We start from the raw sequence: 22,158 nt of genomic DNA, 5'->3' as shown, positions 1-22,158 counted from the left end.
CGCCCCCGTCCCCGCCCGCCCCCCCGGTCCCCCCCCAATCCCCGAACCCGGGGGGGGGGCCCGCCTGGGTCCCCCCCCCCCCCACCGAAAGGGGTGAACCGTCGTAACTTTCCCGGCCCGGTCGCGTTCCGTCGCGATAGGGCGGTCGGTTGTTACGGAGGGTCAGGCTGCGGCCAGCTCCTTGCGGGCCGCCCGGCGGGCCGCGGCCAGCCCGGGATCGAGGGCCGGAACGGCTGCCAGGAGCTGCTTCGTGTACGGGTCGCGGGGGTCTCCGTACACCTCGTCGGCGCTGCCCTGTTCGACGATCAGGCCGCCGCGCATCACCGCGACCCGGTCGCTGACCTGCCGGACCACGGCGAGGTCGTGGGCGATGAAGACCAGGCCGATGCCCAGTTCGCGCTGGAGTTCGGCGAGCAGGGCGACCACCTGGGCCTGGGTGGTGACGTCGAGCGCGGAGACCGGTTCGTCGCAGACGATGACCTTCGGCTCGGCGGCCAGGGCGCGGGCGATCCCGATGCGCTGGCGCTGTCCGCCGCTGAACTCGTGCGGGTAGCGCTCGAAGTGCGCCGGGTCGAGGCCGACGCGCTCCAGGAGTGCGCCCACCCGGTCCCGTACGCGCTCCTCGTCGCGCTCCCCGGCCGCCCGCAGCGGGTCGGCCACGGACTCCCCCACCGAGCGGCGCGGGTTGAGGGAGGCGACGGGGTCCTGGAACACCATCTGGAGCTCGCGCCGGAAGGGCCGCAGCTCCTTCTCCGACAGCGAGCCGATCTCCGTACCCCCGTAACGGAGCAGGCCCGCCGTCGGGTCCAGCAGGCGGACCAGCATCCGCCCGAGCGTGGTCTTGCCGCTGCCGCTCTCGCCGACGATGCCGAGCGTCTCCCCGGCGTGCACGGTGAGCGAGACCCCGCCCACGGCGACGGCCTTCCCGCTCCCCCGGCCGAACTCACGCCGCAGGTCGACGGCTTCGAGCAGCGGTACGGAGGTCTCCCCGGCACCCACGCCCGCCTCGGCGGCACGCGGGGAAGGCACCGGACCCGGCGTCGTCGGCACCCTCCGGGTCTCCACCCTCGGCACCGCCGCCAGCAGCTCCTTCGTATAGGCCTCGCGCGGCGAACCCAGCACCCGCGCCACCGGCCCGCGCTCCACCTCCCGGCCGCCGCGCATGACGAGCACCTCGTCCACGCTCTCGGCGGCCACGCCCACGTCATGGGTGACCAGCAGCAGCCCCATGCCCGTCTCCTGCCGCAGGGTGTGCAACAGGTCCAGGATCTGGGCCTGCACGGTGACGTCGAGCGCGGTCGTCGGCTCGTCCGCCACGATCAGCTGCGGCTCGCAGGCCAGGGCCATCGCGATGAGCGCCCGCTGCCGCATCCCGCCGGAGAACTCGTGCGGGCGCAGCCGGGAGCGGCGGGCCGCGTCCGGGATGCCGACCCGGTCCAGCACCTCCACGGCCCGGGCGCGGGCGGCCCGGCGGGAGGCGCGGTGGTGTACCCGGTACACCTCGGCGATCTGGTCGCCCACCGCGTAGTACGGGTCGAGCGAGGAGAGCGGGTCCTGGAAGACCATGGCGGCCTTCGCACCCCGCAGCGCCCGCAGCCCGGCGTCGTCGGCCGCGTTCACGTCCGTACCGGCGACCTCGACCGTGCCGCCGACCCGGGCGCCCGTCCCCCGGTGCAGGCCGAGCAGGGCGTAGGCGGAGGCGCTCTTGCCGGAGCCGGACTCCCCCACGACGGCGAGCGCGCCGCCCGCCTCCAGGGTGAAGGAGAGCCCGTCGACGGCCCGGACGGAACCGAAGTCGACGGTGAGATCGGCGACGCGCACCAATGGCTCACGCGGTGCCTTCAGTAGGTCATGCGTTGTCTTCACCGGCTCGCGCGTTGTCTCCTCTGGTGCATGCGTTGTCTTCACCGGCTCACGCGTTGCCTTCACCGGCTCATTCGTTGTCATGAAAGGACCACCCGTCGGTCGGCCAGCGCGTACAGCAGGTCCGCGACGGCATTGGCGAGGACGACGAAGAACCCGGTCACCAGCACCATGCCGACCACCACGGGCAGGTCGACGAGCTTGACGGCGGTGACCAGTTCACGCCCGATGCCGGGGATACCGAAGAGGGATTCGGTGAGCACGGCGCCGCCGAACATCGTGCCGAAGTCCAGCGCGCTGAGGGCGATGACGGGCGCCACCGCGCCCCGGAGCGCGTGCCGGCCGATGATGGCCCGCTCCCCGACCCCGTACGCCCGGAAGGTGCGCACATGGTCCTCGGCGAGCGTCTCCAGCATGGCGCTGCGGGTGAGCCGCGCGTACTTGGCGGACTCGATCAGCGCCAGCGACACCCAGGGCAGCAGCAGCCCCCAGGCCCACTGTTCGGGGTCCTCGGCGAAGGGGACGTACGACGGCGCCGGGAGCCACTGGAGGGTGGAGCAGAACACGATGATGAGCAGCAGCCCGATCACGAAGACGGGCGTGGCCGAGCCCGCCAGGGTCAGCCAGGTCAGGACGCGTTCGGTGATCCGGCCGCGCCGCCAGGCGGAGAGCACGCCCGTGCCCACGCCGAGCAGCAGCCACCCGGCGAAGGCGCCGATGACCAGCGAGCCGGTGACCGGGAGCTTGGCCAGGATGAGCTGGGTGACCTGCTGGTCGGACTGGTAGGAGACGCCGAGGCAGGGCGCGGAGCAGTGTTCGACGCCGACGCCGGTGGAGAAGTCGCGCCCGGCGACGATGCCCTGGAGGAAGTGCCCGTACTGCACGTACAGCGGGTCGTCCAGCCGCAGTTGCTCGGTGACCTGGGCGACCTGGGCGGGTGAGCAGCGCGGGCCGCAGACGAGCTGGGCGACATCGCCGGGGGCCACGTAGAAGATGCCGTAGAGGATGGCGGTCAAGGCGAACAGGACGAGGACGGCCCCGCCGAGCCGCCGGATCAGGAACCCGGTCATGCCGCGCCTCCCTCGTTCTTCTCGCTGTTCTTGGTGCCCACCCGCAGCCGGGAGGCGGCGCGCGGGTCGAGGGCCGTGCGGACGCCCTCGCCGAGGACGGTGAGCGCGAGGACGGTGATGAAGAGGAGCACGGCGGGGAGCAGGAGATAGGTGGGGGCGGCCTGGTACCAGGTGTTGGCCTCGGTGAGCATCTGGCCCCAGGACGGGGTGGGCGGTTTGATGCCGACGCCGAGGAAGGAGAGGGCCGCCTCCGCGACGATGTTGGAGGGGAAGGCCAGGGCGCCGTACGTGATCACGGGGGCGGCGAGCGAGGGCAGCAGCTCGCGGCGGGCGATGGCCCATCGGCCGCGCCCGCTGAGCCGGGCCGCCGCGACGAAGTCGAGGGACGTGAGCGCGAGCGCCTGGGCCCGCACGATCTTCGACGTACCGGACCAGCCGATGCCCCCGAGGACCAGGGCGATCAGGACGGGCCGGGGGAAGGTGTCGGGGACGATCGCCAGGAGCGCCAGGGCGATGACCATGAGCGGCAGGGCGACGTTGATGTCGGTGATCCGGCTGAGGAGCTGGTCGACCCAGCGGCTGCCGAGCGCGGCGGTGAGGCCGATGACCAGGCCGAGGGTGATCTGGAGGACGGTGGCGACGAGGGCGACGCCGAGCGAGACCCGGGCGCCGTACACGATCCGGGCGAACAGGTCGCGGCCGGTCTGAGGTTCGACGCCGAGCCAGTGCTCGGCGCTGATGCCGCCGAAGGGGCCGATGGGGACGCCGCCGGCCGCCGAGTCGACGAGGTCGGGGTGGTAGGTGTTCGGGTCCTGGCCCGCCACTGCGGTGAGCAGCGGCGCGGCGAGCGCGACCAGGACGAGCAGGAGGACGACGAGGGCCGCGGCGGAGGCCGCGCGCTGGGCGCGCAGCCTCCGCCAGAACAGCCGGGCCCCGGAGGCGGGGACGACGGCCGGCGCCGCTCCCGCCTCCTTGACCAGCAGAGCTTCCGACATGGTTACTTGACCGCGACCTGGGAGACGTCCAGGACGCCGGTCCAGTCGCTGATGACGACGTTCTTGACGCTCTCGCCGTACAGCCGCTTGTAGACCGGGTGGAACAGCGGCACGGTCAGCGCCTTCTCGCCGATTTTGCTGTCGAGCGCGCCCCAGCGGGTGGCGGCGGCCTTCAGGTCGGTCAGCTTGTTGATCTCGTCGATCTCCTTGTTGACCTCGGGGTCGTTCAGGAAGGCGGCGTTGTAGTTGGAGCCGCCCTTGACGATCTGCCGGCCGTCGAAGATCGGGGCGAGGAAGGGACCACCGGAGGGCCAGTCGGCGCCCCAGCGGGAAAGGAAGAAGCCGGGCGTCTTCTTGGCGTCGTGGGTGGTGTCGTAGTAGTCGTTGTCCTCCAGGCCCTGGAGCTCGACGGTGATACCGGCCTTCTTGAGCGCGGCCTGGATCGCGGTGGCGATCTCCGGGCTGGTCTGGAAGTCCTTGGCGTTGGAGTGGGTGAGGGTGACGGTCAGGCCCTTGTCGTACCCGGCCTCCTTCAGCACCTCCTTCGCCTTCTCCGCGTTGCCCGTCTTCCCGGCCGGGAAGTGGTCGTAGGGCGTGTGGCCGAAGAAGTCACGCTCGGGGAGGAAGGTGGTGGCGGGCTCGGCGAGCGAGGAGCCGCCCGCCGCGTTGATGACCGAGGTGCGGTCGATGGCGTACGAGATCGCCTGACGCACCTTCGGGTCGTCGAAGGGCTTCACCTTCGGGTTGAAGGCGATGTAGTTGGTGTAGCCGAAGTGGCCGGTGCCGACGCGGGCGGCGAGCTTCTTGTCGCTGCCGACCTTGGCGAGTTCGGCCGGGCCGAGGTTGGTGTCGGTGGTGACGGCGGCGGAGTCGGCGCCCTGGGAGGCGGAGAGCCGCTGGTTGATGACGGCGGAGTCCAGGCCGGAGCGGACGTCGATCCGGTCGGGGTAGGCCTTGCGCTCCTCGTCGGTCTCGGCCGACCAGTGCGGGTTGCGCTCCAGGACGAGGCGCTCGCCGTCGTTCTCGTTGGTGACGACCTTGTACGGGCCCGAGGCGATCGGGTGCTCCTCGTACTTGGTACCGGTGTCCTTGACCTTGGGTACGGGGGTGGTCTGGGTCTGCGTGGCCAGGTAGGGGAACTCGCCCTCGGGCTTGTTCAGCCGGAAGACGATGGTCTTGTCGTCGGGCACCTCGATGGAGTCGAGGCCCTTCTTTTCCTTGTACGGGCCCTGGTAGTCGGCGCCGCCGATGAGCCAGTCCCGAAGGTAGGGGGCACCGCCGGAGAGTTCGGGGGCGAAGGAGCGCTCGATGCCGTACTTGATGTCGGCCGAGGTGATCGCGGTGCCGTCCTCGTACTTGAGGCCGTCCTTCAGGGTGTACGTCCAGACCGTGGCGTCCTTGTTGGGCTTGCCCAGGTCGGTGGCGAGGTCGGGGACGACCTGCGCGCCCTCGGCGCCGTCCTCGCGGTTGCGGGTGGTGAGGGTGCGGAAGACGAGGGAGGGGACGTTGCCGCCGCCGGAGGTGTAGAGGCGTGCGGGGTCGAAGTCCTGCTGCGGGTTGCGGTTGAGGACGGTGAGGGTGCCGCCCTTCTGCGGCTTGCCCTCGGCTCCGGAGCCGCTGTCGCCGCCCTTGCTGTCCTCGGGGCCGCAGGCCGCGGCACCCGCGGCGAGGACGAGGGTGACGGTGGCCGCTGCCACGCGGCGCGATATGACGGACGGTTGACGCATCGGAAGATGACCTCTCGGAGTACTGCGGAACAACGCGGAAAGGGAAAAGGGAAAGGGGAATCCGCGCAGGCGACAGCATGAGAAACGATCCTGGCCTCGGAACCAGGGCCGGAAGCCCGGGAACCAGGGCAGGAAGCCCGGGAACCAGGGCAGGAAGCCCGGGAACCAGGGCAGGAAGCCCGGGAAACGGGGCCGGAAGCCCGGGAAACGGGCCGGAAAAGGAAATGCCGCGCCTGCGGACGGAGTACGTCCGGGCGCGGCGGTCACGGTGCCATCGGAGCCAGTCAGGGGCTCACGGATGGGTCACGGACAGAAGAGAAAACCGACGGCGCGCTCGGACAGGCGTCAGCGACAGAGAATGTCGGCTACGCAGTGCCCGGTCACGCCGAGAAGCGCCAGCTCAAGGGCGGCGATCTCGGAAGGTGCGGGGCTGCGTGACATGCCGAGAAATATGAACGACCGCCTTGACCGCTGTCAAAGCGGAATAAGACGGCCGTCTCGATATGCGGACACCGGTCGTCAACTACCGGGATACGCCCAGGGGTTGGGCTTGCACTTGATCCCGTCGATCTCCAGGGTTTTGGTCTGCTGCTGCATCACAGGGGCCAGGGTGCCGGGGGTGCGGCAGCTCACATGCCCATAGCCGAGCCGGTGGCCGACCTCGTGATTGATGAGCATCTGACGGTAGGGCAGAAGCTTGTCCGGACCGAAGGTGGCGGAGCCCTGCGCCCAGCGATAGGCATTGATCATCACGCGGTCGGTCGAGGCGGAATCACAGGAGACGTTCTCGACCGTCGTATCCAGACCGGATTTCGCACACCATTCGCCGGTCGTTCCGGGACTGGCAAGCGTGATCACGAAGTCCGGCCGCCCCGAGGAGATCCGCTCGAAGGTCATCGCACCGTTGTGTGCCCAACTCCGGTCGTCGTTCAGCGTCTTCTGGACGGCCTCGGCGAACAGGCCCGCGTCGAGCGAGAGACCCTTCTCGACATCGATCCGGTAGCGGTACTTCTTTCCCTTGCCGGGCGCCTTCGCGAGTCCGGGGACCGCCTCGAATTTCCCGCTCGCCTTCAGGTCCGCGGCGAGCGGGAAGGGCTGCGCCATCTTGGCGGCGTACGAGAGCGGCTTGACCTCGGGGGGCTTCGCGGGGTGCTCGGGGGTCGGGCGGGCGTCCGAGCGCGAGGCGCCCTCGCCGCCGTCCCGGTCCACCCCCGCGGCCCGGGCCGCCGCGGCTCCCCGGTCGGCGGAGTCCTCGGCGACCTGACCGGCCACCACGATCGCCAGGACGGTGGTCACGGCGGCAGCGGCGATCCCGGTGAAGGTGCGCCCCTTGCTGCCCTTGGCCTCGCGGCGTTCGGCGGACTCCCCGTCCGGGGCGCCGTCCGGCTCGACCGGCGGACCGGCGGCTCCGGAGTCGGTGCGGAGGCCGGAGGGGTCGGACAGGTTGGCCGGATCGGACGGAGCGGAGGAGCCGGTCGGGCCGGACGCGCCGGGGGCCTCGGCGTCGAAGGCGTCGACGAACTCCCGGCGCGGGCCCGGCATCACTCCGGGACCGCCGCCCGGCACTCCGGGTCCACCGCCCGGCTGCCGCGCCGCCCGTCCGTCGGCCGCGCGCTGTGCGGCCCGCTGGGCGGACACCTGGCGCGCCACGGCCTGCTCCCGGGCACCGGCGTCCTGGCCCTGGGGGCCCGGTGCGTCGGCGTACGCCTGGGGGTACGGCGAGCCGGGCGTCTGCGGGTACGGCGGTGCGCCGACGGCCCGGGCGCCGGCTGCGGTGGCGCCGTACGGCGACGGCCCGGGGGCCTGGGCACCGTACGACTGCGGCCCGGCGTACGGCTGCTGCCCGGCGGGAGCCCCGTAACGCGGCTGCGGTCCGGTGCCCCAGCCGCCGCCCGGCTCACGCTGCTCGGGGTGGCCGCCGCGCACCTGCGGGGCGGCCGAGAAAGGGCTGCCCGACGAAGGGCCGCCCGGGAACGAGGCGTCAGGGAACGAGGCGTCAGGGAAGGAAGCGTCACGGAACGAGGCGTCAGGGAAAGGCGCGTCCGGATACGAGGCGTCCGGGGAAGGCGCGTCCGGGAAAGGGGGGTGCCCGTCGGCCGGGGGCGCGGGCGTCTGGCGTCGGCGTCGGCCGCCACCGCCGGGCCGGGGTACGGCGCGCCGACCGCCCGGATCCGCCGCTGCGGCGTCCGGGCGGGTGGCCCCTGCGCCCTTTCGGCTGTGTCGTCCCACGCCCCGGATCAGCTCCCGCCGCAATCGTCCAGCAGCCCCCGGAACGCCTCGGCGACCGCCTCCGGGTACTCCATCATCGCCACGTGCCCCGCATCGGGCAGGGTCAGCAGCCGGGCACCGCGGAAGGCCGCGGACGCCCTGCGCGCCATCCGGTACGAGACGAGCTGGTCCCGTCCGCCGTACACGAGCTGGGTCGGTGCGAGCACCCGCTCGGCCTGGCGCCACAGTCCGTGCTGGCCGCCCAGGGTGTACGCGTCCACGATGCCCCGGGCCGAACGCGTCATCGCGTCCCAGAAGTACGGCAGCTCCAGCCGGCGCTCCATCTCGGCCACCGCATGACGGAAGGCTTCGTCGGAGACCCGTGCCGGATCGCCGTAACAGAGTGCCATGACTCCACGCGTCCGCTGCTCCGCCGTCCAGTCCTTCGTGAGCCGGGCGAACAGGGAAGCGACCCCCGGCACCGCCAGAAGACCGGTCGGCACGGCGGGCCGCTGCACCCGCCACTCGGGCAGCGCGGGCGAGATCAGGGTGAGGGTGCGCACGAGGTCGGGGCGGACGGCGGCCACCCGGGTGGCGACCGCGCCGCCCAGGGAGTTGCCGAAGAGATGGACGGGGCCCCGGCCCCCCGCATCCAGCAGCCGGATCACCGCACGGGCGTGCCCGGTGACCGAGTAGTTCCCGTCGTCCGGCGGCGGCGAGTCACCGAATCCGGGCAGGTCGACGGCGTCGCTGTCGAGCGTGTCCGCCAGCAGCGGCATCAGCGCCGACCAGTTCTGCGAGGAGCCGCCGAGCCCGTGCACGAAGAGCGCGGGGGCCAGTCCCGTCCGGTCGGCGGGCCGGGAGCGGACGGTCAGCGTGAGCCCCGGGAGCGCCACGGAGCGCAGCCGCTCGCCCTCGGCGACCCGTACGGCGCTGACCGTGGGCGCCACCGCGGCGGCGACGGCCTGAGTACCCGGCAGCTCGGTCGAAGACATGCGCCAATGTTACGAGACGATCACGCGGCAGTTCATGTGTTCGCGGTCACAGGCCGCATCGCGGGGTAGGAGTGTTGCTCCTACGCTTCAAGAGAAGCCGCTTCGGGGGAGAAAAGAGGGAGCCACACATGACGGTCGACCCGAGCGACCCGGACACCTTCGAGAACCCCGGGCCGGACACCCCCGGCCCGGAGGCCCCGGAGGCGGATGCCGCCGAGCAGCGGACGGACATCCGGCCCGAGGAGGACGAAGAGGTGGAGATCGTCGACCTGGCCACGGCGAACGAGGCCGATGTGGCGGAACAGCGCAGGGTGATCCCTCTCGATGAGGATGATTACCGCTGATACGCCCCGCTTTGCTCCTGGCGCAGGCGAACTGTGGCTTCCGCAGTCGTCCGGTCCGTGAAATTCTGCGTCCGCGCCGCGCGCACCGGGGTTACCCAAAAGTACGATGTCTGTACGGCGCAGCGTGTACGGATCGGCTGTGCTGGAACACACATTTGGGAGGCGGCGTGAGCGCCATCGAGCAGACAGAGGCAGCGCGCCCGCGGGGCACGCGCCTTCCCCGCCGCGCCCGACGCAATCAGCTGCTGGGCGCCGCGCAGGAGGTCTTTGTCGCACAGGGCTACCACTCCGCCGCGATGGACGACATCGCCGAGCGGGCGGGTGTGAGCAAGCCGGTGCTCTATCAGCACTTCCCCGGCAAGCTGGAGCTCTACCTGGCCCTCCTCGACCAGCACTGCGAGTCGCTGCTCCAGGCCGTGGTGACGGCCCTGGCCTCGACGACCGACAACAAGCTGCGGGTCGAGGCGACGATGGACGCCTACTTCGCGTACGTCGAGGACGAGGGCGGCGCCTTCCGGCTGGTCTTCGAGTCCGACCTGACCAACGAGCCCGCCGTGCGCGAGCGGGTCGACCGGGTCTCCCTCCAGTGCGCCGAGGCGATCTCCGATGTGATCGCCGGGGACACGGGGCTGTCCAAGGACGAGTCCATGCTCCTCGCGGTGGGCCTCGGCGGCGTGTCGCAGGTGGTGGCGCGCTACTGGCTCTCCAGCGGCTCCAGCATCCCGCGCGACACGGCGGTCCAGCTGCTCACCTCGCTGGCCTGGCGGGGCATCGCGGGCTTCCCGCTGCACGGCGCCGAGCAGCACTGACCCCGGTCCCGGCCGAGCTTCGAGCCGCGTACCGCACCGTGTTCGCTGCGGGCGTTGCCGGTCGGGCCGTGAGGCGTGGTCCCACCGGGCTAATGTGGCTGCGTACGGCGCGGTTCGCCGCGCAGGGACTGACCGTCGGAGGGACATAGCCGTGGAGGTCAAGATCGGGGTGCAGCACACGCCCCGCGAGATCGTTCTGGAGAGCGGGCTTTCCGCCGAGGACGTCGAGAGCGCGGTCGCCGCTGCACTGGGCGGCAAGGCGGAGCTGCTGAGCCTCACGGACGACAAGGGCCGCAGGGTCCTGGTGCCGGCCGACCGGATCGCGTACGTGGAGATCGGCGAGCCCAGCACCCGGCGTGTGGGGTTCGGCGCGCTGTAGTCCACGGGCCGCTCCCGTATGCCGTGGGGCCGCTTCCGTACGGCCGTGGGGCCACTTCCGTACGGCGATGGGGCCGCTTCCGTACGGCGATGGGGTGCGGACCCGTGCCCGTACGGCCGTACCTGTGCGGGGCGCCGCGTGTGCCGTACGGTGTCCGAGCTGTTGGCCCTGGGTGTGCGAACGGTTACCCGTACGGGTTTCCCGGGCTCCGCGGAGGGTTGTACGGCGTGGGCCAGGGGTAGTACCGCCTACGACCGATTTGCCCGCCCCGCACACCCCCGCGAGGTGATCCTTAGTGATCTGGGAATCCTTCGGCGCCGCCGTCCTCGGACTCGCCCTGTCCTGGGCGGCCGTCCGCTCACTGGCCGACCGGCTCCCCTCCGCCCGTGCGGTGTATCTCACCGGCGCGCTGGGGGCGCTGTTCGGGGCCTTCCTCACGCACTCCGCGCTCGGCCCCGGTCACACCGTGGCGACCCTGGTCGGTGCCGTATCCGTGGGGGCGGTGACGCTGTCGCTGCTGATCCGCCCACGCGGCCGCCGCCTCACCAGGTCGGCGGCGGCCCAGTAGCCCGGTGTCACGCGGTCCTAGGCGGCCAGCCCCAGCGCGGCCATGCGCTTGGTGTGGGCCTCGGTGATCCGGGAGAACATCCGGCCCACCTCCGCAAGGTCGAAGCCGCCCGCCACGCCGCCCACCAGCATCGTCGAGAGCGCGTCGCGGTCCGCGACCACCCGCTGGGCCTGCGAGAGCGCCTCACCCATCAGTCGGCGGGCCCAGAGCGCGAGCCGTCCGCCGAGCCGGGGGTCGGCCTCGATCGCGGCGCGCACCTTCTCCACGGCGAAGTTGCCGTGGCCCGTGTCGTCGAGCACGGCGAGGACCAGGGCGCGGGTGTCGGTGTCGAGCCGGGCCGCGACCTCCCGGTAGAAGTCGCTGGCGATCGAGTCGCCGACGTACGCCTTGACCAGGCCCTCCAGCCAGTCGGACGGGGCCGTCTGGCGGTGGAAGTCGTCGAGCGCCTTGGCGAACGGCTCCATCGCGGCGGTCGGGTCCTCGTCGATGGCGGTGAGCCGCTCGGACAGCTGCTCGAAGTGGTGGAACTCGGCGGTGGCCATCTTTGCCAGCTCCGCCTTGTCCCCGAGTGTCGGCGCGAGTTTCGCGTCCTCGGCGAGGCGCTCGAAGGCGGCCAGCTCGCCGTAGGCGAGGGCGCCCAGCAGGTCCACGACGGCGGCGCGATACTGCGGCTCCGCGGCGGCGGTGGCCCAGTCCTGGGCGGCGATCCCGGTCGCCGCGGGCGGTTCTTCGGGGTGGTCAGTGGCGTTGTCAGGCGTCTCCATGAACCGCACAATAGCCCGCTCGACGAGGGGCGGAAGGGCCCGGTGAGGAGCGGACATCACACCGTTCCGATGAATTCGTCCAACACACATGCGCGAATCCGGGGTACAGTGGTATTGCGCTTACTGAGCATTTTCCTGTGCCAGGGGCGCGTCCCTTGAATGAGGATGCCCGGTCGGTGGCCCGATCGGCTCCGACCCGACAGCCCTCCACGCGGTGCGTACGACACGTACGACCGCAGCATGAGGGGCCCCCTCAGCGGCACGAGCGCTCGAGCGACGGCAGTGGTCCCGCGCCACCCGGCCCATCCACGGCCGGATGACCAACCCCGGCACGGTACGACCCCCAGCGTTCGCCTCGGACCGCGTCTCACAGAAGAGGCAGCACCCTGACTACGTTCCGCGACCTCGGTATTCTTTCCGAGACGGCCGAAGCCCTTGAGGCGGTCGGCATCATGTCCCCCTTCCCCATCCAGGAGATGACGCTCCCCGTGGCGCTCTCCGGCTCCGACGTCATCGGCCAGGCCAAGACCGGCACCGGAAAGACGCTCGGCTTCGGACTCCCCCTCCTGGAGCGCGTGACCGTCCCCGCCGATGTCGAGGCGGGGCGTGCCACGCCCGAGCAGCTGACCGACGCGCCGCAGGCGCTCGTCGTCGTCCCCACCCGTGAGCTGTGCCAGCAGGTCACCAACGACCTGCTGACCGCCGGCAAGGTCCGGAACGTCCGCGTTCTCGCGATCTACGGCGGCCGGGCCTACGAGCCCCAGGTCGAGGCCCTCAAGAAGGGCGTCGACGTGATCGTCGGCACCCCGGGCCGTCTGCTGGACCTGGCAGGCCAGCGCAAGCTCGACCTCTCCCACATCCGCGGGCTCGTCCTCGACGAGGCCGACGAGATGCTGGACCTGGGCTTCCTGCCCGACGTCGAGCGCATCATCACGATGCTGCCGCCCAAGCGCCAGACGATGCTGTTCTCGGCCACCATGCCCGGTGCCGTCATCAGCCTCGCCCGCCGCTACATGTCGCAGCCGACGCACATCAACGCCACCTCGCCCGACGACGAGGGCACGACCGTCAAGAACACGGTCCAGCACGTCTACCGCGCGCACAACATGGACAAGCCGGAGATGCTGGCCCGCATCCTCCAGGCCGAGGGCCGCGGGCTCGCGATGATCTTCTGCCGGACGAAGCGGACGGCCGCCGACATCGCCGAGCAGCTGGAGAAGCGCGGCTTCGCCTCCGGCGCGGTCCACGGCGACCTCGGCCAGGGCGCCCGCGAGCAGGCGCTGCGCGCCTTCCGCAACGGCAAGGTCGACGTCCTCGTCTGCACCGATGTCGCCGCGCGCGGCATCGACGTCGAGGGTGTGACCCATGTCATCAACTACCAGTCGCCGGAGGACGAGAAGACCTACCTCCACCGCATCGGCCGGACCGGCCGCGCGGGCGCCAAGGGCATCGCGATCACGCTGGTCGACTGGGACGACATCCCGCGCTGGCAGCTGATCAACAAGGCGCTGGACCTGAAGTTCCCGGACCCGCCGGAGACGTACTCCACCTCGCCGCACCTCTTCGAGGAGCTCGGCATCCCGGCGGGCACCAAGGGTGTGCTGCCGCGTGGCGAGCGGACCCGGGCCGGTCTGCGCGCGGAGGAGGTCGAGGACCTCGGCGAGACCGGTGGCCGCGGCCGCAAGTCCGCCGCCCCGGCTCCGGCCCGCGAGGAGCGCGAGCCCCGTACGCGTACGCCGCGTCAGCGCCGCCGCACCCGTGGCGGGTCCACCCTGGAGGAGGGCGCCGCGACGGTGCCCGCACCCGCCAAGGAGGCCACGCCGGTCACTCCGGCCGGTGACGAGGCCCCCGAGGGGCCGCGCACGCCGCGCCGCCGTCGCCGTACGCGGGTCAGCGCTGCCGAGGCCGTGACCGAGGCGGCCGTGGCGGTCGCCGAGGCTCCGGCCGCGGCTCCGGCTCCGGTGGCTCCCGCCGCCGAGGCCGTCGCCCCGGTCGCGGCCGAGCCGGTCGCGGAGACCGTCACGGAGGCCAAGCCGCGCCGTCGTCGCAGCCGCGCCGCCGCGAAGCCGGTGGCCGAGCCGGTGGCGCAGGTTCCTGCCGCCGCCGCTCCGGCCGAGGTCGGGTTCCAGACCGTGGCGGCCGCCGCGGGCATCGCGGAGCCGGTCGCCGAGCCGGTGACCAAGCCGCGCCGCCGCGCCCGGATCGTGAAGCCGGCCGACGAGGTCGACTTCCAGATCGCCCCGGCCTCCGAGCCGGAGCCCGAGTCGAAGACCCGTCGCCGTCCGGCGCGCGCCACGAGCCGACCGAAGACGGAGTCGAAGCCGAAGGCCGAGGCCGGTACGGAGACCGAGTCGAAGCCCAGGCGGGCTTCGAGGGCGAAGGCCGCGGCCCCCGCCGAGACCGTGGCTCCGGAGGCTCCGGCCGCCGAGGCCGAGACCAAGCCGCGCCGCCGCCGGGCCACCCGGAGCGCGACCGGCACGGTGGCCACGGCCCCCGCCGAAGCCGCCGCCCCGGAAGCTCCGGCCGCCGCCGTGGAGGCCGAGGCTAAGCCGCGCCGCCGCAGGGCGACCCGCAGCGTCACCTCGACCGCGACCCAGGAGGCCGCCGTGGTCTCCGAGGCCGAGGCCGTGGTGAGCGAGGCCGCCGCCGAGGCGAAGCCCCGCCGCCGCCGAGCCACCCGCGCCGCGGGCAAGGCCACGGCGACGACCGAGAGCTGACGGCCTGATCGGTCCGACGAGACACCCTGAGGCCCTGGCCCCCGCAACTGCGGGGGCCAGGGCCTTTTCGCTGTGCGGGGGCCCCGGGACGCCCGGTGGGCCCGGGCACGGACCGGCGACCGGGGCTGCCCGACGGTGCCCCAGGCCGGGCCCGACGGTGCCGGGGCAGGCCCGACGGTACTCCGGCAGGCCCGGCGGTGCTGGGGCAGGCCAGCGGCGCCCAAGCCCGGGCAGCCGATCGCACCCCGGGCCAGGACCGGCGGCGCCCCGCACCAACCCATGGCACCCCAGCACCACGGACCCCGGCACCACGGCCCCCGGCACAGCCCGTGTCACCCCGGCACCGCGCTCCCCGGCACACCCCATGGCACCCCAGCACCACACTCCCCGGCATGCCCCCTGATGCCCCGTACCCGACGGCGGCGATAGCCTCGGCCCATGAGTCGCCCGCCCACCTTCACCCCGCCGCCCTGCGCCACCGCCCGCGTCCTGCGTACCGCGCGCGGGGACTTCGCCGTCCTGGATGCCGTACCGGCCGTTCCCGCACGGGCCACCGCCCTGCTGCTGCCCGGGTACACCGGCAGCAAGGAGGACTTCATCGCGCTGCTCGAACCGCTGTGCGCGGCCGGGTACCGGGTGGTCGCCGTCGACGGTCGCGGGCAGTACGAGTCCGAGGGGGTGGACCGTCAGGAAGCTTACGTCCAGGGGGAGTTGGCCCGGGACGTGCTGGCGCAGGCGGCGGCTCTGAGCGGGGGCGGGCAGACGCTGCACCTGCTCGGGCACTCGCTCGGCGGCCAGATCTCCCGTGCCGCCGTCCTGCTGGACCCCGCCCCGTTCCGTTCGCTGACGCTGATGTCCTCCGGCCCGGCCCAGGTGGTCGCCGCCCAGCGGGACAAGGTGAAGATGCTCAGCGACGCGCTGTCCGTGCTCTCCATGGCCGAGGTGTGGGAGGCGATGACGGCCCTGGACCCGCCGCAGGACGCGGACACCGGCGACGGAGAGGACATGCGCCGGCGCTGGCTGCGCCACAACCCGGCGCAGTTGATCGCCACCGGCGCCCAGCTGGCCGCCGAACCGGACCGGGTGGACGAGCTGGCCGCGCTCGGGCTGCCCGTCCACGTCCTGTCCGGCGAGCGCGACGACGTATGGCCGGTGGAGCAGTTCGACGCGATGGCCGAACGCCTCGGCGCCCGCCGCACCACGATCGCCGGGGCCGAGCACTCCCCCAACACCGCCCGGCCGCACGAGACCGCCGAGGCCCTCGCCGCGTTCTGGGATGTCGTGGACGGGGCCTGACGGACCGGCGGTTCCGCGTGGGCGGGCGGACGGAAAGCCCGCCCACGCGGAGCCGTTGGATCAGACCGCAGGCGCCTCGGGCGTCAGCCCGGTGGCGGAGGTCCACAGCTGGTCGTCCTGCACCCAGACGGCGGTGGCGTTTCCGTCGGGGCCCACGGACACCGAACCGGCCGTGTACGCGGACGGCTTCTCGCTCAGCCGGGTACTCGCGGCCCAGACGCCGTCGACGCGGGCGACGGTGTGGAAGACCTGCCCCTCCCCGCCCGTCTCGTCGCCCTGCGCCCAGCCCACCTGGACCGTGCCGTCGGCGCCGATCTTCGCGTCGAACTCCTCGGACACGTACCCGCTGGACAGCGTCCGGACCTCGGACCAGCTCCCGGTCGCGGCCGAGCGGTCGGCGGTACGCAGGCCAAGCGTCTCCTGGTAGTCGATCCAGACCAGGGTGACGTCACCGTCGGGTCCGACCAGCGGCGCCCCGAGCCGGGAGAAGGAGTCGGACTGGATGGTGTGCAGGGCACCCCACTCGGTGCCGCCCGGGGCCCTGACCGACGAGACGACGTCGATGTCACTGCCGATGTCGTCCCCGAGCCACTTGTGCGCGACCCAGGCCAGGGCCGCGGTCCCGTCCGGCCCCTGGGACAGCACCGGGGCGCCGCCCTCGTAGGGCTCCGAGACGAGGACGGGTGCGCTCCAGTCGGCGGCACCGGCCGCCTTGGTGACGACCTTGACGGTCATGCCCTCGGCGGCGGAGTCGGCCCAGGCGACCGTCACGCTGCCGTCGGCCGCGACCAGGGCCTGCGGCCAGGAGGCGCCGTCGTCGACCAGCGCGGCGGGCTCCGACCAGGCGCCGTCCGGGCCCGAGCGCTCGGAGACGAACAGCCGGGACTTGTGCCCCTCGTTCTGGTGCCACGTGGCCACGCTCTTCCCGGACGGGCCGCCCGCGAACGCGAGCTCGCCGAAGACCGGGGCCGTCGCGATGTCCACCGGGGCGGACCAGGACGTCGCCCCCTTGGCGAGCGTCGCCGTGCGGAGTACGGAACTGTCCTTCCCGGCGTGCACCCAGGTGACGGCGGCCGAGCCGTCGGACGACGGGACGAGCAGAACACTGTCCCGCCCCTCGGGCAGGGTCGCCAGGACCTCCGCGGGCCCCCACTCCGTACTCGCGGCCGGCCGGACCGCGACCCGCAGCTCCTGCTCGCCGGGGGCGGCAGCGCTGTACCAGACGGCGACGGCGTCACCGTCCGCCGTCGTCCGCACGTCGATGAGGTCGGCGACGCCCTCAGGTCCGGTCAGCGCCGTCGGCGCACTCCACGGTCCGGTGGTCCGGTCGGCTGCCGTCGCGGTCACGGTCGCGGTCGCGGCGGCCGGTGCGGCGCTCGCGGTGGCGGTGGCGCCCAGACCGACGAGCCCCAGGACCAGCGTGGGTACCAGTGCGGCGGTGATGAATCTGCTGTTCTTACGCAACGTGAAATCCCCCCTCGTAGGCATGTGCGCGACAATAGCCGACCGGTTGTCCCCCGCTCACCTGGTATTTCGGGCCGCCTGACGGGTCAGTACCACGACTGCCTGACGGGTCAGTACTGCGACTGCAACGGGTCAGTACTGCGACTGCAGGTGCTGCCAGAAGCCGTCCCGCAGCGCCCGGCGCAGGTGCGCGTGGCCGCGCAGGGAGTGCTGGAGCAGGCGTTCGGCCTCCACCAGGAGGTCCTGGTCGACCGAGCCCGGCAGATAGGGGTGGCCGGGCAGCAGGTCGGCAAGGGATTCGCGGCCACGGGCGGCGAGCCAGGCGGCGGCGATCTGGGCGCCGACGAAGTGGACGTCCTCCCGGGAGGGGGCCGGGGTGTCGTCCTCGTACGTCGTCACCGGGCGCCGGGTGACGTAGGGGCGGCAGAAGTCGAGGTCGAAGGTGCGCTGGCTGTCGACCTCCCAGAGCAGCGGTTCGGCCTGGTTGCGGCCTTCGCCCGCCTCGATGCCCCAGAGGTGGACGCGCGCCCCGTAGCCCTGGGCCGCCTCGACCGCGGAGACCAGGTCCTCGTCGCCGCCGATGAGGGCCGCGTCGCTGATGGCGCGGTGCCGGGCGAGCGATTCGAGGTCGGTGCGGATGAGGGAGTCGACGCCCTTCTGCTGGTTGTTGGCGTTGAGGTTGCCGAGCCGCACCTTGACGTCCGGGAGTTCGGCGATGGCCTGCTGTTCGGTGGTGTGGATGCGGCGCCTGGCCCCGTCGTACCAGTACACGCGCAGCAGTCGGCTGTCCGCGAAGATCGTGCGGGCCCGGTCGATGAACGCCTCGATCAGCCCCTCGGCGTCGAGGTCGAAGGAGCGGCGGTCCTCGGTGCCGGTGACGAGCAGCCCGGCCGCCGCGTACACATAGCCCGCGTCCACGAAGATGGCGTGGGTGGAAGGGGTCTTGGAGACCTCCACGAGCACGCGCTGAAGCAGCTCGTTGGTGCGGTCCAGACGCTCCGCGATATCCGCCGGGTACTTAGACATCCAAAAAATTTCCTTAGCGTAGGGAATGTTTGTACCAGGCAAGCCGTTGTCACATACAAGAAACGGACGAGACGAAGGGAAGCCCTGTGCGCTTCGAGATCATGCGACTCGACGACGTCGACGGTACCGCCGTCGACAGCACCGTCGTGGACGCCGCCTCCGTCAACCGGATCGTGCAGCAGGCCGCGGCCATGGGCCAGCGCATCTACATCCGGCCGACCGGGAGCGCGGCTTCGTAACCCGCCTCGCCCCCTCGGCGACACGGCGCCCCCGCACGGAAGGACCGTGCGGGGGCGCTGTGGTGTGTGGGGGACGGCCTCAGGAGTTCTGGATGACCTGGGTGACGCCGTTGATGATCTGCTGTACGGCGATGGCCGAGAGCATCATGCCCGCGAGCCGGGTCACCAGCACGACCCCGCCGTCCTTGATGATGCGGATGATCACCAGCGAGTAGCGCATCGCCAGCCAGAGCACCACGTGCATGGCCACGATGGCCGACCAGACGGAGAGCTGGCCGCCGAAGCCGTCGGCGTGCTGCACGGCCAGGATGACCGAGACGATCGCGCCGGGACCGGCCAGCAGGGGCATGCCCAGCGGTACGAGCGCCACGTTGACGTCCTTGGTCTGCGTCGGCTGCTCCGTCTTGCCGGTCAGCAGGTCCAGCGCGATGAGCAGCAGCAGGAGTCCGCCCGCGATCATCAGGGCGGGCACGGAGACATGCAGATAGTCGAGGATCTGCTGGCCGAGCAGACCGAAGACGGCGATCACGCCGAAGGCGACCGCGACGGCCTGGAGCGCCATCCTGCGCTGCACCTTGGCAGGGCGGCCCGCGGTGAGGGCCAGGAAGATCGGGGTGACCCCGGGCGGATCCATAATCACAAAAAGGGTGAGAAAAAGGGATCCGAAGACAGCGACGTCGAACACAGTGAGCCTTGCGAGAGATAAGCGGGTGGTACGGGAGGTGCGCGGGTCCGGGCGTGGGCTGTCGGCGCTGGGCGCACGACGGCACACGAAGGGCGCGCGAGGAGTGGGACGTGGTGCGGTGAAAGGAGGCGCGCGCGGGGCGCGCGGGACCTACTACCTACAGACCGGTCCACCGGCGCCCGGCACCGGGAAGGCTCCCGTGGCGCGCCGGGTGATCTCGCCGTAGATCTCGGGGTCGGTCGTGTACTCGCCGAGCCGCACCGTTTTTCGGCTGCCGTGGTAGTCGCTGGAGCCGGTGGGCAGGAGCCCCAGCTCCCGGGCGAGGCCGCGCAGCCGGGCCCGGGTGGGCTCGTCGTGGTCCATGTGGTCGATCTCTATGCCGTCCAGGCCCGCGGCGGCGAGTGCGGCGATCGTGGTCTCGGGGACCACCTCACCCCGTTTCGAGGCGGCCGGGTGGGCGAAGACGGTGACCCCGCCCGCCGCCTTGACGAGCCGGACCGCCGCGAAGGGGTCGAGCTCGTGCTTTTCGGCGTGGGCCCGGCCGCCGTTGCCCAGCCAGTCGGGCGTGAAGGCGTCGGAGACGGTGGGGACGACGCCCAGTTCGACGAGGGCGGCGGCGATGTGCGGGCGGCCGACCGAGCCGTCCCCGGCGATGCGGGTGACCTGCTCCCAGGTGATGGGCACGTCGAGGGCGCGGAGCTTGCGGACCATCTCCTGGGCGCGCGGCACCCGGTCGTCGCGGACGAGCTCGCGCTCGCGCTCCAGCTCGGGTTCGGCGGGGTCGAAGAGGTACGCCAGCATGTGCATGCTCACGCCGTCGACGCGGCAGGAGAGCTCGGCGCCGGTGACGAGGGTGAGCCCTTCGGGCAGCGCGTCGATCGCCTGCTTGTGGCCGCCGACGGTGTCGTGGTCGGTGAGCGCGATGACGTCCAGCCCGGCCGCGGCGGCGTTCGCGACCAGCTCGGCGGGGGTGTCCGTACCGTCCGAAGCGGTGGAGTGGGTGTGCAGGTCGATGCGCACGACGTGTGACTCCAGGGCTCGCGGGCGGACGGGGACCGCTCAAGGATAACCGCCGCACACCAGGGCCCCGGCCCCGATCGGCCCGGCCCGCGCGTGATCTACCGCTCGCCCTCCGCTCGCCCTCGCGGGGTCTGCCGCTCGCCCCTACGTACCTGATCTGCCGCTCGCCCTTACGGGGTCTGCCGCTCGCCCGGCCCCTGTCGGGGCGGTGTCTCCGGGGCGGCGAGGAGGCGCGGGGTGAGCGCCCCGCACGGGACGAGGTCCACCTCTCCCCCGGCGTCGCGCAGATCGGTCAGCACCAGCTCGTCGTACATCAGCAGCCCCGACTGCTCGGGCCACAGGATCGCCCAGAGCCACAGGCCCTGCGCCTCGCCCGCGAAGACCGCCCGGTCCCCCGGGGCGTTCCTGACGTGCCAGAGCGGGGTGGGGCGCCCGGCGGCGTGGACCTTGGCGTCGGGGGCGGATTCGACGTTCAGGTGGGGGCCGGGGTCGGGGCCGTCGATTCCGGCGTAACGGGCTCCGAGGCCGACGCCGAGCTCCTCGGCGACGAGGAGCAGCTCTCCCATGCCCCCCAGCGGACCGGGGCCCGAGCACGCGACAACGCTCGCCCGTCCGCCGCTGCGGTCGTCACCCGCGCCGGCCACCCCGGTGAACAGCCAGCCCACGGGGAGCGGCCAGGGCATCCAGACGGGCACCTGGGAGCGGTGCACCGCGACCCCGAGCGCCTCGACGCTCGGTGGGACGACCGGCTGCATCGGATGCACCTGGCCGTGCGCGGAGCACTGCCAGGCGTCGGCGAAAAGACCGGGCGCCCTGACCCGGCCACCGCACTTCGGGCAACTGGGTTCGCCCCTCATAGAGCCCAACGGTCCTCCCCGCCGGTCGCCCCGTCAAGGACGATCACCCGTCCGCAGCGTGGCTACCACCCGGTAAAGCAGATGCCCGTACCACCTACCGGGCCGCAGGGCCCGGTCAGTCCAGCGGTACGGAGGTGCGCAGCGGGTCACGCAGGTCCGTGCCGTGCGTGAGCCACCGCTCCTGGAGTTCCTGCGCCCCGCGCACCCGCTTCCAGGCGGCCTCGTTGTGGGTCATCGGCAGCAGCGGCAGGAAGCGCACCGGGTCCATCGGCTCGTCCAGCTCCAGGTCCTCCACCAGCCCGCCGGACTCCGCCACCAGCACCGAGGTGAACGGCGCCCCGGTCCACAGCGGCTCCCCCAGGTCCAGTGAGGCGCCCGGCGCCACGATGAGCCCCTCGACCTGCGGGGAGGCGGCCAGCACCGCGAGCGGGCGCAGCACCTGGTCGGTGTCGGCGAGCCCGCCCCGTACCGACAGGATCAGCTCGGCGCGGGGGCCCTTCACCGGGTCGGCGAGCGGCGAGGTGGGGTCGGCCATCGGCTGCCCCGACATGCCGAGCGTGGCGTAGCGCACCACATCGCCGTCGAGGAAGCGGAGCACCTCGATCCGGTCCGTACCGAGGAACGTCACATCGGCGCGGGCGTCCGGTTCACCGAGGGCCGAACGGAGCCGGGCTTCGGCCAGAGCGAGAATTTCTGCCATCCGGCGAGCATAGAGTGCGTATGGAGTGGGCAAAGTAAGGGATTCGGCCCGGGACGGCTGATAGCCTGGCCGCCGGTCGGGACAGCACGCAGAAGCGTCGCTCTCTTTGTCCCGACGACACGTCGTCCCTCACGGGGGACCGGCCGGAGGAGGTGGGGACTGCTATGGATCCAAGTCGACCGTGCAGTACCGATCACCCTTCCGCGTACCACCCTTCCCGTTGACCCTCCCGCTGGGCTTCCGGGTGAACCTCGCGCTGGACTTCCCGTTGAACTGACGCCTCGTCGGCTTCCGCCGGTGGCTCATGAACGGTCGTTCGCACCGCGGAAGAGTCTCGAAGAGTCTGCGGAAAAAGCCTTTCTTCCCTGCCTGTCTGTAGCGAACGCCGTCATCGCGCCCGCGCGGTGCCGCCCGCTTTGCGGACGTGAGCGC

Annotated in this window: 21 protein-coding genes; 7 read left to right on the top strand and 14 right to left on the bottom strand. The window is 72.3% G+C overall.

The window, feature by feature from the left end; translation table 11 throughout:
* Positions 1-162: 162 nt before the first annotated feature.
* The 7 genes from ACFW9Z_RS04795 to ACFW9Z_RS04765 form a co-directional block, all read right to left on the bottom strand.
* Entirely contained in the window at positions 163-1,821 is a 1,659-nt protein-coding gene (locus ACFW9Z_RS04795) for a dipeptide ABC transporter ATP-binding protein (RefSeq protein ID WP_384634350.1), read from the bottom strand.
* Between the two features lie 122 nt (positions 1,822-1,943).
* The gene (locus ACFW9Z_RS04790) at positions 1,944-2,933 is read right to left on the bottom strand and encodes an ABC transporter permease (protein ID WP_384634347.1); all 990 of its coding nucleotides are present in this window, start codon (positions 2,931-2,933) and stop codon (positions 1,944-1,946) included.
* A complete protein-coding gene (locus ACFW9Z_RS04785) occupies positions 2,930-3,928 on the bottom strand; it encodes an ABC transporter permease (RefSeq protein WP_384634344.1) in 999 nt (332 codons plus the stop codon). Before ACFW9Z_RS04785 ends, ACFW9Z_RS04790 begins: the two co-directional genes overlap by 4 nt.
* Positions 3,929-3,930: 2 nt before the next feature.
* Positions 3,931-5,655 (bottom strand): ABC transporter substrate-binding protein, encoded by a 1,725-nt coding sequence (locus ACFW9Z_RS04780; RefSeq protein WP_384634341.1) that lies wholly within the window; start codon positions 5,653-5,655, stop codon positions 3,931-3,933.
* A 345-nt stretch (positions 5,656-6,000) separates the two neighbouring features.
* Positions 6,001-6,096, bottom strand: a complete 96-nt coding sequence (locus tag ACFW9Z_RS04775) for an Ms4533A family Cys-rich leader peptide (protein ID WP_309544399.1) — start codon at positions 6,094-6,096, stop codon at positions 6,001-6,003.
* Positions 6,097-6,174: 78 nt separating this feature from the next.
* Positions 6,175-7,884, bottom strand: a complete 1,710-nt coding sequence (locus tag ACFW9Z_RS04770) for a DUF3152 domain-containing protein (protein ID WP_384634338.1) — start codon at positions 7,882-7,884, stop codon at positions 6,175-6,177.
* Positions 7,885-7,892: 8 nt separating this feature from the next.
* Positions 7,893-8,858, bottom strand: a complete 966-nt coding sequence (locus tag ACFW9Z_RS04765) for an alpha/beta fold hydrolase (protein ID WP_384634335.1) — start codon at positions 8,856-8,858, stop codon at positions 7,893-7,895.
* Positions 8,859-8,986: 128 nt separating this feature from the next.
* Between ACFW9Z_RS04765 and ACFW9Z_RS04760 the strand changes: the two genes are divergently transcribed.
* The 4 genes from ACFW9Z_RS04760 to ACFW9Z_RS04745 all read left to right on the top strand — a co-directional run bounded on the left by ACFW9Z_RS04760 (position 8,987) and on the right by ACFW9Z_RS04745 (position 10,958).
* Entirely contained in the window at positions 8,987-9,202 is a 216-nt protein-coding gene (locus tag ACFW9Z_RS04760) for a hypothetical protein (protein ID WP_384634332.1), read from the top strand.
* Positions 9,203-9,369: 167 nt separating this feature from the next.
* Positions 9,370-10,011, top strand: a complete 642-nt coding sequence (locus tag ACFW9Z_RS04755) for a TetR/AcrR family transcriptional regulator (RefSeq protein WP_093693230.1) — start codon at positions 9,370-9,372, stop codon at positions 10,009-10,011.
* 151 nt (positions 10,012-10,162) lie between these two features.
* A complete protein-coding gene (locus tag ACFW9Z_RS04750; RefSeq protein ID WP_015611191.1) occupies positions 10,163-10,390 on the top strand; it encodes a DUF3107 domain-containing protein in 228 nt (75 codons plus the stop codon).
* A 295-nt stretch (positions 10,391-10,685) separates the two neighbouring features.
* The gene (locus ACFW9Z_RS04745; RefSeq protein WP_384634328.1) at positions 10,686-10,958 is read left to right on the top strand and encodes a hypothetical protein; all 273 of its coding nucleotides are present in this window, start codon (positions 10,686-10,688) and stop codon (positions 10,956-10,958) included.
* A gap of 17 nt (positions 10,959-10,975) precedes the next feature.
* Here the strand turns inward: ACFW9Z_RS04745 and ACFW9Z_RS04740 are convergent, their stop codons facing one another.
* Positions 10,976-11,722, bottom strand: coding sequence for a ferritin-like fold-containing protein (locus ACFW9Z_RS04740; RefSeq protein ID WP_384634325.1), 747 nt, complete (start codon positions 11,720-11,722; stop codon positions 10,976-10,978).
* A 452-nt stretch (positions 11,723-12,174) separates the two neighbouring features.
* Here ACFW9Z_RS04740 and ACFW9Z_RS04735 point away from each other — a divergent pair, with 452 nt between their 5' ends.
* Both ACFW9Z_RS04735 and ACFW9Z_RS04730 read left to right on the top strand, forming a co-directional pair.
* Entirely contained in the window at positions 12,175-14,439 is a 2,265-nt protein-coding gene (locus tag ACFW9Z_RS04735) for a DEAD/DEAH box helicase (protein ID WP_384634322.1), read from the top strand.
* Between the two features lie 438 nt (positions 14,440-14,877).
* Positions 14,878-15,735 carry an alpha/beta fold hydrolase gene (locus ACFW9Z_RS04730; RefSeq protein ID WP_384634319.1) on the top strand — a complete coding sequence of 286 codons (858 nt, stop codon included), beginning with the start codon at positions 14,878-14,880 and terminating at the stop codon, positions 15,733-15,735.
* 60 nt (positions 15,736-15,795) lie between these two features.
* Here ACFW9Z_RS04730 and ACFW9Z_RS04725 read toward each other — a convergent pair whose 3' ends face one another.
* Both ACFW9Z_RS04725 and ACFW9Z_RS04720 read right to left on the bottom strand, forming a co-directional pair.
* A complete protein-coding gene (locus tag ACFW9Z_RS04725) occupies positions 15,796-17,199 on the bottom strand; it encodes a hypothetical protein (protein ID WP_384634316.1) in 1,404 nt (467 codons plus the stop codon).
* 132 nt (positions 17,200-17,331) lie between these two features.
* Positions 17,332-18,225: an NYN domain-containing protein gene (locus ACFW9Z_RS04720; protein ID WP_384634314.1), complete on the bottom strand. Its 894-nt coding sequence runs from the start codon at positions 18,223-18,225 to the stop codon at positions 17,332-17,334.
* Between the two features lie 86 nt (positions 18,226-18,311).
* On the opposite strand from ACFW9Z_RS04720, the gene ACFW9Z_RS04715 reads away from it, so the two are divergent.
* The gene (locus ACFW9Z_RS04715) at positions 18,312-18,464 is read left to right on the top strand and encodes a hypothetical protein (protein WP_384634312.1); all 153 of its coding nucleotides are present in this window, start codon (positions 18,312-18,314) and stop codon (positions 18,462-18,464) included.
* A 79-nt stretch (positions 18,465-18,543) separates the two neighbouring features.
* Here ACFW9Z_RS04715 and ACFW9Z_RS04710 read toward each other — a convergent pair whose 3' ends face one another.
* From ACFW9Z_RS04710 to ACFW9Z_RS04695, 4 genes are all read right to left on the bottom strand, one after another.
* The gene (locus ACFW9Z_RS04710) at positions 18,544-19,149 is read right to left on the bottom strand and encodes a MarC family protein (RefSeq protein WP_084749113.1); all 606 of its coding nucleotides are present in this window, start codon (positions 19,147-19,149) and stop codon (positions 18,544-18,546) included.
* 153 nt (positions 19,150-19,302) lie between these two features.
* On the bottom strand, positions 19,303-20,169 hold the full coding sequence (locus ACFW9Z_RS04705) for a PHP domain-containing protein (protein ID WP_384634309.1): 867 nt from the start codon (positions 20,167-20,169) through the stop codon (positions 19,303-19,305).
* Positions 20,170-20,339: 170 nt separating this feature from the next.
* Complete coding sequence (locus tag ACFW9Z_RS04700; protein WP_384634305.1) at positions 20,340-21,026, bottom strand: DUF6758 family protein; 687 nt, start codon at positions 21,024-21,026, stop codon at positions 20,340-20,342.
* Between the two features lie 115 nt (positions 21,027-21,141).
* Positions 21,142-21,726 (bottom strand): suppressor of fused domain protein, encoded by a 585-nt coding sequence (locus ACFW9Z_RS04695; protein ID WP_384634302.1) that lies wholly within the window; start codon positions 21,724-21,726, stop codon positions 21,142-21,144.
* Positions 21,727-22,158 lie beyond the last annotated feature (432 nt).

This window comes from Streptomyces sp. NPDC059452, assembly GCF_042750035.1.
Classification (GTDB): Bacteria; Actinomycetota; Actinomycetes; order Streptomycetales; family Streptomycetaceae; genus Streptomyces.
The sequence above is the reverse complement of the archived record's forward strand: the minus strand, read 5'-3'. Positions and strand labels throughout refer to the sequence as shown.